This is a genomic window from Mucilaginibacter aurantiaciroseus, assembly GCF_024055595.1.
GTDB classification, from domain to species: Bacteria; Bacteroidota; Bacteroidia; order Sphingobacteriales; family Sphingobacteriaceae; genus Mucilaginibacter; species Mucilaginibacter aurantiaciroseus.
In genome coordinates, this window is record NZ_JAMXOF010000001.1 from 120,808 (window position 1) to 133,103 (window position 12,296).

At 39.7% G+C, this 12,296-nt stretch carries 14 protein-coding genes and 1 tRNA gene; 7 read left to right on the plus strand and 8 right to left on the minus strand.

The annotated features are described in order from the left end of the window. Nucleotides 1–266 precede the first annotated feature (266 nt). The 7 genes from NAF17_RS00525 to NAF17_RS00555 all read right to left on the minus strand — a co-directional run bounded on the left by NAF17_RS00525 (nt 267) and on the right by NAF17_RS00555 (nt 7,157). Nucleotides 267–340 (minus strand) — tRNA-Ala (locus NAF17_RS00525). Nucleotides 341–1,070: 730 nt separating this feature from the next. Continuing rightward, nucleotides 1,071–3,629 carry a hypothetical protein gene (locus tag NAF17_RS00530; protein ID WP_252756020.1) on the minus strand — a complete coding sequence of 853 codons (2,559 nt, stop codon included), beginning with the start codon at nt 3,627–3,629 and terminating at the stop codon, nt 1,071–1,073. Between the two features lie 39 nt (nt 3,630–3,668). Beyond that, entirely contained in the window at nt 3,669–3,929 is a 261-nt protein-coding gene (locus tag NAF17_RS00535) for a hypothetical protein (RefSeq protein WP_252756021.1), read from the minus strand. Between the two features lie 238 nt (nt 3,930–4,167). Continuing rightward, nucleotides 4,168–4,836, minus strand: coding sequence for a response regulator transcription factor (locus tag NAF17_RS00540; protein ID WP_252756022.1), 669 nt, complete (start codon nt 4,834–4,836; stop codon nt 4,168–4,170). Nucleotides 4,837–4,838: 2 nt separating this feature from the next. Continuing rightward, entirely contained in the window at nt 4,839–5,642 is an 804-nt protein-coding gene (locus tag NAF17_RS00545) for a sensor histidine kinase (protein ID WP_252756023.1), read from the minus strand. 677 nt (nt 5,643–6,319) lie between these two features. Beyond that, nucleotides 6,320–6,694 carry a hypothetical protein gene (locus NAF17_RS00550; RefSeq protein WP_252756024.1) on the minus strand — a complete coding sequence of 125 codons (375 nt, stop codon included), beginning with the start codon at nt 6,692–6,694 and terminating at the stop codon, nt 6,320–6,322. 250 nt (nt 6,695–6,944) lie between these two features. Then, complete coding sequence (locus NAF17_RS00555; protein WP_252756025.1) at nt 6,945–7,157, minus strand: YtxH domain-containing protein; 213 nt, start codon at nt 7,155–7,157, stop codon at nt 6,945–6,947. 314 nt (nt 7,158–7,471) lie between these two features. Between NAF17_RS00555 and NAF17_RS00560 the strand changes: the two genes are divergently transcribed. The 7 genes from NAF17_RS00560 to NAF17_RS00590 all read left to right on the plus strand — a co-directional run bounded on the left by NAF17_RS00560 (nt 7,472) and on the right by NAF17_RS00590 (nt 11,926). Then, complete coding sequence (locus NAF17_RS00560; protein WP_252756026.1) at nt 7,472–8,956, plus strand: alpha-amylase; 1,485 nt, start codon at nt 7,472–7,474, stop codon at nt 8,954–8,956. After that, nucleotides 8,953–9,231 (plus strand): early set domain-containing protein, encoded by a 279-nt coding sequence (locus NAF17_RS00565; protein ID WP_252756027.1) that lies wholly within the window; start codon nt 8,953–8,955, stop codon nt 9,229–9,231. Before NAF17_RS00560 ends, NAF17_RS00565 begins: the two co-directional genes overlap by 4 nt. Nucleotides 9,232–9,337: 106 nt before the next feature. After that, nucleotides 9,338–9,721, plus strand: a complete 384-nt coding sequence (locus NAF17_RS00570; RefSeq protein ID WP_252756028.1) for a hypothetical protein — start codon at nt 9,338–9,340, stop codon at nt 9,719–9,721. A 22-nt stretch (nt 9,722–9,743) separates the two neighbouring features. Beyond that, complete coding sequence (locus NAF17_RS00575; RefSeq protein WP_252756029.1) at nt 9,744–10,280, plus strand: hypothetical protein; 537 nt, start codon at nt 9,744–9,746, stop codon at nt 10,278–10,280. Between the two features lie 33 nt (nt 10,281–10,313). Then, entirely contained in the window at nt 10,314–10,550 is a 237-nt protein-coding gene (locus tag NAF17_RS00580) for a hypothetical protein (RefSeq protein WP_252756030.1), read from the plus strand. A gap of 62 nt (nt 10,551–10,612) precedes the next feature. Continuing rightward, the gene (locus tag NAF17_RS00585) at nt 10,613–10,825 is read left to right on the plus strand and encodes a hypothetical protein (RefSeq protein WP_252756031.1); all 213 of its coding nucleotides are present in this window, start codon (nt 10,613–10,615) and stop codon (nt 10,823–10,825) included. Nucleotides 10,826–10,918: 93 nt separating this feature from the next. Beyond that, complete coding sequence (locus tag NAF17_RS00590; RefSeq protein ID WP_252756032.1) at nt 10,919–11,926, plus strand: NAD-dependent epimerase/dehydratase family protein; 1,008 nt, start codon at nt 10,919–10,921, stop codon at nt 11,924–11,926. Nucleotides 11,927–12,027: 101 nt separating this feature from the next. On the opposite strand, the gene NAF17_RS00595 is transcribed toward NAF17_RS00590, so the two are convergent. After that, nucleotides 12,028–12,294, minus strand: a complete 267-nt coding sequence (locus tag NAF17_RS00595; protein ID WP_252756033.1) for a hypothetical protein — start codon at nt 12,292–12,294, stop codon at nt 12,028–12,030. Nucleotides 12,295–12,296: the final 2 nt, after the last annotated feature.

Sequence of the window (12,296 nt, forward strand, 5' to 3'; positions counted from 1 at the left end):
AATCATCCAGCAGTTTTTTTCATGCGCTCAAGTATGCCGTGTGCTGCTTTCTTCCGGGTTATAAACCGGCGGTTTTAATAATCAAATTGGCTAAAATAACTAAGCCGATCAAATTTCTCACGCTTTTAATCTAACTAAACTAAATAATTATCAGGGTTAATGGTGCACCTAGCAACACTACAATTGAAGACCATATGTAAAATTGATGTGAAAAAAGAAAATCCGCCGATTTCGTACGAAATTCGGCGGATTTTACGGAAAGTGAGTGGAGAATATCGGAGTCGAACCGATGACCTCTTGCATGCCATGCAAGCGCTCTAGCCAACTGAGCTAATCCCCCGTGTGTTGGGATGGCAAAAGTAGCAAAATTTGTGAAACGTCAAATGCTTGTTGTGATTTTTATCTTATCAGATTTAAAAAATATTTTTAAAAAGTAAAGCCCCTGATGGGCAGGGGCCTTTACTAACCAATTATAAACCTAAATTATGAGAAGACTTTTTTGTTATTTTTAATAGTGTAAAAGTAACACTAAGTTTTTATATGCAAGGGATTTTTTTGTATTTTTTTTGTAACTTTTTAACAGATACTTCAAATAAATTATTGCATTTGCAATAATACAACAACTCGGTTAACAAATATTTAAATCAATGTTAAATTATTAAATAATTTTTTCATGACGGCTTTGTTTTATTAAAAAATTCAAAATCAGTATTGTTTTAAAGCTGTACACTTTTAAAGTGTTTTTTGGTTCAATTTTTTTGCTAAAAAAACAGTATATATTTAAAAATTTAAAATTTTTTCGATAAAAAGTCATTTCCGAATGGTGTAAACAACTTTTTATTAACATTGTAAGGCGAAATTTAAAAAACTATATGCGAAGCTTTTAGGAAAAGTACCTATGCCACGATTCTTTAAGGAATTACTATGAGGCAAGCTGGTGTTTTTTATAAATGAAAGATTGCTATATAACCATGCGAATATTCGGCGATGTTACAGGTAGATGTGGTCAGCGTAAAACAAAAACGGCGTTACCGTAGCAACGCCGCCATGCATTTTGATTAGGTTTGGTATTAGGTATTGTGCACCGGTGCATTATTTAGCATCGGGTTGGTTAATAATCCGCAATCGCGAAGCAGTTTATTATCATCGTATTGGCATTTTTTATAAAATTGCGGGTATAATGCTGCTATATTTTCATCTTTTAAAATAAGCGCTGATAAAAATAGCTTTGACAGCCTGTGTTCGCCTGCAACTTGGTTATGTGTTTTAACATCCTCAATAATATGGCTGTATTTTTTCAGGTTTAAATTATTCTTTATCCTTAGCGCGTAAAACATGTTTTTCATGTAGTTGGTAAAAGCGCTGGTGTCCTTTTTATAACAGGCCGAAAAGGCTTCATAAATTCTTGTTAATTCACCCGTATTACCTATTCTGTAATTACAATCGGCTATAACAACATTTAAAAAGTAGCTATAACTGTTAATAGTGTCCAAATTGTTTTTTTTGTAGTGCTTTTCTAAAACATTTACAAACCGAAGAGTTTTTTGATGCTTTTGTGTTAACAATAGGGTATACGCCGCCAAAAGATATATTAAATCATTTGAGGCGTTATCTTCAAAGTATTTGCCCTCGCTTGGCGGGTTAAAATAAAACCTGGTTACGTCTGCAAATACCTCTTTCTTAATTTCGTTGTGTTTGAAGATGGAGTATAACGCGTCGAGACATTTAAGCGGGTTTATGGCAAAATTGTGATAATCTTCTGCCGGGATTTTTTTTAGCTTATCTATGTATAAAGCCAGGTCATCCATATCTAAGCGCATTAACGCCGAGCTTGCCAACATGGCATATACCATTATACGCTTGCGGTTTGATAACTCAAACTTAAGCAAGCTGTAAAGGGTTTTTTTATAGCCTGTTTTAATAAACTCAATGCCAAAAAAGTAATTAAACAGCTGTGGGCTGCAATCTTGCTTAAAGTACTGAATGAGCGATTCTGATTTGTTGGCTGCAGCACATTCTTTATCCAGCAAATCGCCCAGGAAAATGATCAGATCCGATTTTTCATTTAAGTTTAGCTGCGTTTGCGAAAGCATTTCGAAACTTTTTTGCTGCCCTGTTTTTATAGCATATAACAAACACCATTTTAAAATGGGTAACTTATGTATGCTATTTGCAAACCTGTTGTTAAGGTTTTTGATTAATACCAGGTCAAATATAAAGTTGCTTTTGTGGAGGATGGTTTTTGCAATGGTATACTCCAAAAAATTATCATTTGCGAACTGTATATTGGTATGGTAATGCAGATGGGTACTATTGTTTAACTCGCGGATGAAACCAATGCTTATCAACTCGTTATAAGCAGCTGCGGATTGCTTTATAAGGCCATTTACCCTGGTTTTTACGACATCAAATTTATCGTTTTCAAAATCCATTTGCTCAACAAGGCCTTTAAGCAACAAAACTTTTTCTGCGGAGTAGTGGCCAAGGTAAACCTTGTTTAATATAAAGGTAGATATCAATTCATAGGCGCAAACATGGTCTATATCGGTTAGCGAAAAATGATCCTTGTGTTGTTTGTAATAGAACTGGAAATATAGCGGGTGGTTAAATTCATTGGTCATATCAACCGCTATAAAGGGTTTAATTGCCGGGTTAATTTTCAGGCAAAGGTCTTTTATTTCGTTCACGTTAAAAAGCGGCACATTAATAGCCCAGTTAACATTGTTTAAGAACCCTTTAAACCATTTGCAGTTGCCGTTATCCAGCTCATGCTTATTATTTATCCAGGTTGCCGATCGCATGTTTAGTATTAGTTTAAACCATGGCGCCGTTTGGTATAACGAAAAGATGTCTATCAGTTGATTAAGCAGCAGTTTAAACTGCTCGGGTTTGTGAAAGTGTTCGTCAAAATTGTCTATCACCAAAAAGAAATTGCCGCCTTTTTGTTGCTGCGTATCTGCCAGGGCAGATATATCCTCATCCTGCGTGTAGCCTAACAACACCAACAGCCAATGGTTAAGATCGCGGCCGCTTAAAAAAACATTCATTAGCGCGTTGGTGCTAAAAAACAGGATAACGTCGTTTAATTCGCCCTGTGTATTCAGCTCTATCCGTTCTTCTACCCAATGGCACAGGCCAATAGTTTTACCGTAGCCTGCCGGGGCTGCTATTACAGTAGCTGTATAATCGCCTGCTAAAAATTCTTTGAAGTGGTCATCAAGAAATTTCCGTTTGATGGTTTGGCCATACGGGATGCCCGATTTATTGCGCAGCACCTGTAATGTAAAGTTGGTTATTTTGCCCGCGTTAATTTTAAGGCTATCCCAACTTGTGCCGGCGCTGTTGGGCTGTTTAACTAATGTATTATTTTGTTTTTGGCAAAAATCATCCCAGCCCTGGTAGCTGCAAAATTTGGCCATCACATCAATGGTAAAAAGGGAAGGTTTAAATTTGCTGTAAGCAAAGCCATATACGCGTTTTAACGTGGTTTCGCTTATACTTTGCTTGGTTTGTGCCAATATCTGGTTAGATATTACCTTACAATCACAAGGGGAAATAGTAATAAACCCCGATGTTATTAAAACGGATTTTTTTAGTACTTCGTAGTATTGAGGTAATATTGAAGTCATGTACTACAATTATTAATCTACTTTTCTTGTTAGTGATTCTTATGCTATAACAAGTTGAATACATTCGCGTACGGTTAAGTTTTGTGATACATCCCCCTTCTCAACCCTTCTCCCTGTATTATACTCTTCTGCAACTACGCGCAGTTTTTCTTCAAGCTGCCTGCATAGTTCCTCATCCCTGTCATAACCTATCGATTTTAAAGGGGTGGTAGTCAATAAATTATAAGAGCTATCAACCGGTAAACCGCAAATATTTAATATATCGTACTTGATCTGGTTACTAATAAAAACTATATCCATCTGCTAAAACTTTTCAGAATATTTTAATTTATACGTAAATATAAACATTGCGTTGACTGAAAAAATTTCTTAAAGTTTTACAAAAAATGGCATTGTTAATTATTGAGAAAAAATATATAAATAAACGATTGTTTGGCAATGGTATTTACGTTTTGGGCAATATGCTAATCAATAGTGTCCTAAATTGGGGGTTATAGTACAAATACGCATTTTTAAAATCGCGTGTTTATACGTGGTTTTAAAGGGCAATATCTACAAGCCTGTGTTTTAACGCAAAAAGCACTAATCCGGCTGTATTTCGGCACTTAATTTTATTAATTAAAGCAATGCGGTGCCCTTCAACAGTGCGTACACTTAAGTACAGTTCGGCAGCAATTTCGGTGTTATTAAACTCTTTACAAATTAGGTTAAGTACCTGCCCCTCGCGTTTTGATAGCATAATTGGCATACCGTTTAATATATCCTGCGAGTTTAAGCGGTGGTTTGCACTATTACGCAAGGCTTTTATTACATCGGCATTAAAATAAAAACCGTTTTTATATACGGTATTAATAGTAAGCAATAATTCATCCTTATCGCAGTTTTTTACCAGGTATGATGCTGCGCCGCCATCTATCATTTGGGTTATGAGTGTTTCGTTAGCGTGTACGGTTAATATGATCACCTTAATAGCCGGGTGATGCACATGTAGGTATTTATTAAGGTCGATACCATTTATGCCGGGCATATCCATATCTATAATGGCTATATCGGGCTTTATTTTAAAAGTTTTAAGCGTATCAATAAATGCTTGCCCGCCCGTGCACTCAGCAACCAATGTAAAGTTTTCTATAGAGTTTACCAGTAATGCCAGGCTTTGCCTAAACAGGTTTTGATCATCTACTATAGCTATACTTATCTCTGTCATGGTTATGCGTAAACTATTGGGCATTCAATTTTAATTTGAAAACCCTTACCGGCGTAAGGCTCCAATTTATAAGTTGCATTAATGTTTAGCAAGCGGCTTTCTATATTTTGCATACCCATGCCTTTTTTTGCCGTTTCAATATCTGCCCGTAAGCCCTTGCCATTATCGGTATAGGCTATCATAATAAGCCCTGCATCAACCTTAAAATCAATATCGGCCTTGCTTGCGTCCGAGTGTTTTATGGTATTGTTCAATAATTCTTCTATTACCCTGTAAATTGCTGTAGAGGTAGTTATGGGCAGGTTTTCTAAAACTTTTTCGGCATTGTTGTTAAGCGTTATCTCTAACTTGCCCGATTGATTGATAATGGTGCAATGTTCGTTAACGGCTGCTGCAAGCCCGTAATACCTTAAAGTTGTAGGCGATAGGTTGTGTGAAATATTGCGTACATCCTTCACTATTTTGTCAATAATGGTTTTGGTGCTTTGCGCAAAGTTCTGGTAGTTTTTATCATCGCCACTACTGGGTTTAAACATCTCTATCAACAGGCGCAAGCCGGATATAGTTGTGCCAACATCGTCATGCAGGTCCTGCCCAATACGTTTTCGCTCGGCCTCCTGCGATTCGATAACCGCCTTTAGCAATTCTTTTTGATGCGTAATTTGGGCCTGTTGAAATTGCTGCCGCTGTTTCAATAGCCTGTTTTGGTTACGGATAGAAAAGAGTATGAACGACACGACCAATAAAAAGGTCCCCGCCATCCCTAAGGCTACTAATATGAAGATATTGTCTGTTGTGCTCTGCATTTATAAAATCCTACGGCGAATAAAGAGTATTCAAATATCAACACGGTATCATGTATGGCCCAAACCAACCGGCTAATATCCGGGCTTTCAAGTAAATAATTAGAAAAAATGAACATGAACAGGCAACTTGCAAAATATAAAAGTATGCCTGCATTTATCCAGTTGTAAATATTATCGCCCCAGCTTTTCTCGTCGTTTTGGTTTTTAAGTATAAATAATAGGCTGTAAGCAATAATAATTATAGCTCCCAAAGGTCTTGTGTAAGTGTTAAACTCAATTTTATTTTGAATAAAAAAGTAATTAATAACGCACAATGTTGTAAACCCAACCATTAAAACCATAAATATATTTCGCTTTTTTTTACTAAAAAACATGCTGTAAAAAAGCGAATGGGCTATAAATTCAATAATAGCATAGAGGTGTAACGTCCATGTGGTGGTCTGGTGCATAGAAATTAAAACCAAAGCTACCAGGTTAAATAAACCCGAAAATATTAAATACCAAAAAATTATTTTTAAAGGTTTTGTTAAATGGTTAAAGTTAAGTAATGCAAATACAATGGGTATCAGCACAGTGGGCGGCACTATATACATTGCATAAATACTAAAAGCCGTTATGTTCATAAGCTTTAAATATATATAAAGCTTGTAAACATAACGGGTAATAGTTACAAAATTTTAATTGTCTAAAGTGTCACCTACAATTGTTGAACAAGTTGGCGGGCAGGCCGTAGTCATATCATAAATATTGCTTTGCACATCGCCAACCAAGCCACCTACAAGTTGCAGGGTATGCACCTCCTGGCCGGCAACAACAGGTACCAGCATTAATTGTGCGGTTAAGGGGGCGCCAATATCTTTAAGGCCTATAAAAGCTTTAACCGATTGGGCAGTAGGGTTGTAAAGTAAAATGTTCTGAAAATCTACAATGGGGATCTCAAACGAACGTGTGATAAAATCAGAGTCGGCAGTTAGCAGATAATCTCGCCAGTTTGCAGCCCATTCTTTAGCGGTTGCTACGGGGATGGTACCATCTGGATCAGTAAGTGGCATACGGGTTAGGTTTAAAGTGTTAAAAAAATTACAATAATACTTCTGATTGATTTTGGGGTATGTATAGTTGTTGAAGTGTATGCTTCAACTTTGGGCGTGTAACGCTACACGCCCAAAGTTGAGCCAAATTAATAAATTCAAACAACTGTTTTATCAATTCGAAATCAATGAACAAAATGAACAGTATACTGGCTTGTACGTATTTTGGCGATTATTAGACGGGCTTTCTTAATAAATATTTGTTGGTCTGCTATTGACCGCCGTGGTAGCCTGCATCGGGCTTGGCTTGTTGTGCTACTTGTTCAACCTTTTCAGTAGCGTAGTTTTTTGCTTTTTCAAACCACTCCGGTGCATCTTCGGTAATATCATCAAGGATAGAACGGCCGTTAGGTCCTTTTTTAGTAACGTATTTTATTCCGTATCCAATGGCGGCACCTACCGCTATAAATTTTAATAAGCCCATAGTATTATAATTTAAGTAAATGTATTTTTAAGTTTAATTACAAGTATGATGCCAAAGGCCGGGCGTTGTTACAGGGGGTATGTATATTAAAATAGTTGATAGCCGTGGTGGCACCATTTTGTCAGTACTCGAATTTTTAAAACTATTGATTATTAGGTTTTTATAAATATTGGTGTGTGTCCGCAATCGTGAACGTGAACATTTTGGTCGGTTTTGGGTCTGGTAAAGGGCGTTTAAGGGGGTTGCAATGCTCTTTTTATAGTTGCCAAAACTAAAAACTATTTATAAAGTTGTACGGTGATAAATTATACGGAATGGAAAATTTTACAATGCTGCAGTTTTTTGAATGGTATTACCCCGGCGACGGAAGCCTGTGGGAGCATTTGAAGAATGAATCGGGGCGGTTGAAAAGTATAGGCATAGATGCGGTATGGCTGCCACCGGCCCAAAAAGGCACGGCTGGCGGGTATTCGGTAGGGTACGATGTTTACGATATATATGACCTTGGCGAGTTCGATCAAAAAGGATCGGTACGTACAAAATACGGTACAAAACAGCAATTACTTGATGCGGTTAACGCTGCCAAAGAAGCCGGATTGAACGTTTACGTTGATGTGGTGCTAAACCACATGGGCGGCGGCGACGAGGTGGAAAAGTTTACCGTGCGCAAAGTTAACCCCGATAACCGCAACGAATTTATCAGCGAACCGTTCGAGATAGAATCGTTTACCAAGTTTACATTCCCCGGCAGGCAGGGGCAGCACTCGCGATTTGTGTGGGATTGGCAATGCTTTAGCGGGGTAGACCATGATAACGCCACCGGCGAGAACGCCATCTTTAGCATCCAAAACCAATATGGCGAGGCCTGGGAAGATGTTGTAGGTACCGAGAACGGCAACTTTGATTACCTGATGCTTGATGATATTGATACCCGCAACCCCGCCGTGCGCGATGAGCTGAAACGCTGGGGCAAATGGTATTACGATACGGTAGGCTTTAACGGGATGCGCCTTGACGCCATTAAACATATCTCGTTCGATTTTTATAACGACTGGCTGGACCACATGCGCAACGAAACCGGGCAGGAACTTTTCACCGTTGGTGAATACTGGAGTTACGAAGTAGGTTTGCTGCAGGAGTATATCGAAGCCACCGCAGGCCGCATGTCGCTTTTTGACGCGCCTTTGCATAACAACCTGCACGAAGCATCGGTGCAGGGTAGTGATTATGATTTGACCACTATCTTCGATAACTCGCTGGTAGCAGCTAACCCGGATAGGGCAGTAACATTAGTGGAAAACCACGACACCCAACCGTTACAATCGCTTACCCAACCAGTAGATTTTTGGTTTAAGCCAATTGGCTACGCCCTTATTTTGCTGCGCAAAAGTGGCTACCCTTGCGTTTTTTACCCCGACCTGTATGGCTCAAAATATACCGATAAAGGCGAAGATGGTAACGACCACGAAATTACGTTGGCCCCGGTTGCCGAACTGGAAAGCCTGCTGCACACCCGCAAGCATATTGCTTACGGCCTGCAGCGCGATTACTTTGACCACCCCAACTGTATAGGCTGGACACGTGAAGGCACCGTTGAGCATGAAAACTCGGGCTGCGCTATCGTGATCTCAAACGGCGAAGAAGGCAACAAAAAGATGGAAATAGGCCAGCGCCATGCGGGCAAAACCTTTGTAGACTACCTGGGCAAGCACGATGCCGAGATAACCATTGGCGACGATGGCTGGGCCGAATTTTTTGTACGCCCCGGCTCTGTATCGGTATGGGCAGTAAAAAATTGATTGCTTGGCAAAATAGCTTATTTTTAGGCCGCGATACCAAAAGTATCGCGGCCTTTTTGCTGCTAACATCAATCTCACAAAAAATAAAAAATTTCTTCCGGGCGATATTATGCATAAGCTTTTTAATAGGCTCATACGCTGCATTTGCCAAACCTGTTATCTATGTAAACCAAATAGCTTTTGATAGCAACGCGCCGAAAACAGCGGTGATCGAATTGGATAGCAAGGCTGCAGGTAAACTTTCTTTTAACTTAATTGATGCTAACGGTAAATAGTCTTTATAGGTTTCGCCGCCACTCCGCAGTTAATAACCGAATGGTTCCCGGGTAAGGTATTTTACAAAGTGGATTTTTCAACCTACAACCAAACAGGAAATACAAATTGCAGGTTAAGGCAGGTCGCACGGTTTTTACATCATACCAGTTTGAGATCGGGGAGAACGCTTTGGCTAAACAAACGGTATCAGCCATTATACACTATTATAATAATCAACGCGCCAATAACCAGCAGGAATTAAGTGCCGATGCCCACATAAAACTTTTCGGCAATGATAAAACGGTTGACATCCGTGGCGGCTGGTGCGATGCCTCGGGCGATGTAAATAAATGCTTTTCGCACTTGGCCTACGCCAATTATATGTCGCTCCAGCAGATGCCACTGGTTACCTGGTCCATGCTTAGCACATCAGAAAGGATTCCTGGCCTGCTCAATAAATGGAAGCTAAAAGATTCTTTAGACACCGAAGCGCTTTACGATACAGACTAAATTATGCGCGATCTATCACCTGATGGCTATTTTTTACATGAGGGTGTTTAGCTATTTTGATAAAGACCCTGCCGTCCGCCGCATTGTACGCCTGCTGGCAAACAGTGTTACCACTAACCAGTATGAATGCGCTTTCCGCGAGGGTGGGGGGATGGCTATCGCTGCTTTGGCCCCTGCATCGAATTGGCAAAAAGATGGCGAGTATACTTCGAAGCAATATTTTGATGCCGCTAAACGTGCATTCGCCCATCTTTTAGCGAATAGCACGAAATACGATGACGACGGTAAAGAGAACATTATTGAGGATTACTGTGCCTTAATGGCCGCTACCCAACTTTGGTTAGTTACAAAAGAAAATCTTTACCGTGACGAGGCTCGTAAACGCGCCTATAATTTGAATAAACGAACAACCATAACCGGTTACTTTTTGGCGAATGATGCCGGTCGCCCGTACTGGCATGCATCTGATGCGGGGCTGCCTATCGTGGCATTATGGCGCCATCTTAATGTGGAGAAGGATGAAACCCATCGCGCAGCAGCATTAAAAACGATTAAGTAAGCTTTAGATTATAATGTAACTGTAACCAACAGGGTGGCTAATCCATTTGGCTATGCCCGCCAGAGTTTTATGTTTAAAGGCAAGGTGAAAGATGGTTTTTTTATTCCCCATGAAAATGTAACATGCTGGTGGTGGCAGGGCGAAAACGTAAGGCTTGGCTCACTGGCAACAGCGGCGGTTATAGGTGGCCGTTTGGTTTACCAGGCTGCTGGTAATGGGGAATTAAGGCAACACTTGGTACATATGCTTCACAGCAACTCTCGTGGATAATGGTCGGCAACCCCTACAATCGCTGCTTTATTTATGGTTTTGGTGAAAATAATGTGTCGTATATGGCATCTGGTTTTGGGCACGAAAGCCAGCGTGGGGGCATTTCTAACGGTATTACGGGTAAAGATGAGAGCGCAGATGGATCGGGCATTGATTTTAAAAACCGAAGCAAAAGGCGACGAGTGGCGATGGAAGGAGCAATGGATTCCGCACGCGGCCTGGTTTTTGCATGCTGTTGGTGCAACAGCATGCAAAAACCAGAAAGAAGTAAATAAATATCTACACGGAATATTTATTACACTAACTTTGAGAACAGAGGGATTTGTGACGGAGCAATAATTTAAACTAACCAGATTACTTATACAATTATGATCATTTCATTAGTAACCGGCGGCGCCGGCTTTATTGGCTCGCACGTAGCAAAACATTGTTTAAGCCTTGGGCATAAAGTTGTTGTATTGGATGACTTGAGCGGCGGTTTTGAAGATCACGTTCCCGAAGGTGTTGAGTTTGTTATAGGCTCTATTAATGATGTTGTGCTTTTAGAGAGTTTGTTTGAAAAGCACAAGTTTGATTACGTATACCACCTGGCCGCTTACGCTGCCGAAGGTTTATCGCACTTTATCCGCAGGTTTAACTACAACAACAACCTTATAGGTTCTGTTAATTTGATCAACTTTGCTATATTATATAAAGTAAAATGTTTTGTATTCACCTCGTCTATCGCGGTGTATGGCGCAGGCCAGCTGCCAATGTTAGAGAGCATGGTACCACAGCCCGAAGACCCCTACGGTGTAGCTAAATATGCTGTAGAGATGGACTTGAATGCCGCTAAACACATGTTTGGCTTAAACTCGGTTATCTTCCGCCCGCATAATGTTTATGGTGAAAATCAGAATATTGGCGATAAATACCGTAACGTGATCGGTATTTTTATGAACCAGATCATGCAGGAAAAACCAATGACCATTTTTGGAGATGGCGAGCAAACCCGGGCATTCAGTTATATTGATGATGTTGCCCCGCACATTGCAAATTGTGTTAATGTACCCGCATCATTTAACCAGGTATTTAACGTAGGTGCCGACAGGCCTTACACTGTTAACGAACTGGTACAGGTAGTTGCTAAAGAACTTGGCGTACAACCTAAAGTTACCCACCTGGAGGCTCGTAAAGAAGTCTTACATGCGCACAGCGATCATTCTAAGGCTGCCGGCGTATTTGGTAACAGCAAAAACGTAAGCCTCGAAGAAGGTATTGCCAAGATGGCTGCCTGGGCAAAAGTTGTAGGTTCACGTGCCAGTGCCGAGTTTGAGAACATCGAGATAGAGGAGAACCTGCCACAGGGATGGAGCAAGAAAGAAAAAGCCGTTTAATTCGAAAAAAAGATTATCACTTTTTCGGTAAACATTTATATTTTTGTGGTAAATAAAAAGCAAATGCAAAATTCAACAGAGAACGCCAATTCAGTAAGTCACTATAAATTTTTAGTTTTTACCGTAGTTATAGGTTTAGTGGGTATATACTTACGTTTTGTAGATTTTCCACACGCTACATTGGTATCTAACATTATATTATTATTTGCTGCTATCATTTGTCTTAGAGCAGTTTTTGGCATTTTGAAGTAAGTAATTATAAAAACGATATAATTAAAAGCGCTACCGGTTTTGGCAGCGCTTTTTTTGTGTTTTAAATTTTTGTGTAGATGTGATACTTCGTAATTTATTGCAATTTTCAAAGACATGA

Bases quoted from the DNA above. Each gene is read 5' to 3' on its own strand.
- NAF17_RS00530 (WP_252756020.1), bottom strand. From the start codon at position 3,629: ATGACTTCAATATTACCTCAATACTACGAAGTACTAAAAAAATCCGTT.
- NAF17_RS00535 (WP_252756021.1), bottom strand. From the start codon at position 3,929: ATGGATATAGTTTTTATTAGTAACCAGATCAAGTACGATATATTAAAT.
- NAF17_RS00540 (WP_252756022.1), bottom strand. From the start codon at position 4,836: ATGACAGAGATAAGTATAGCTATAGTAGATGATCAAAACCTGTTTAGG.
- NAF17_RS00545 (WP_252756023.1), bottom strand. From the start codon at position 5,642: ATGCAGAGCACAACAGACAATATCTTCATATTAGTAGCCTTAGGGATG.
- NAF17_RS00550 (WP_252756024.1), bottom strand. From the start codon at position 6,694: ATGCCACTTACTGATCCAGATGGTACCATCCCCGTAGCAACCGCTAAA.
- NAF17_RS00555 (WP_252756025.1), bottom strand. From the start codon at position 7,157: ATGGGCTTATTAAAATTTATAGCGGTAGGTGCCGCCATTGGATACGGA.
- NAF17_RS00560 (WP_252756026.1), top strand. From the start codon at position 7,472: ATGGAAAATTTTACAATGCTGCAGTTTTTTGAATGGTATTACCCCGGC.
- NAF17_RS00575 (WP_252756029.1), top strand. From the start codon at position 9,744: ATGGCTATTTTTTACATGAGGGTGTTTAGCTATTTTGATAAAGACCCT.
- NAF17_RS00585 (WP_252756031.1), top strand. From the start codon at position 10,613: ATGGCATCTGGTTTTGGGCACGAAAGCCAGCGTGGGGGCATTTCTAAC.
- NAF17_RS00590 (WP_252756032.1), top strand. From the start codon at position 10,919: ATGATCATTTCATTAGTAACCGGCGGCGCCGGCTTTATTGGCTCGCAC.
- NAF17_RS00595 (WP_252756033.1), bottom strand. From the start codon at position 12,294: ATGTCTTTGAAAATTGCAATAAATTACGAAGTATCACATCTACACAAA.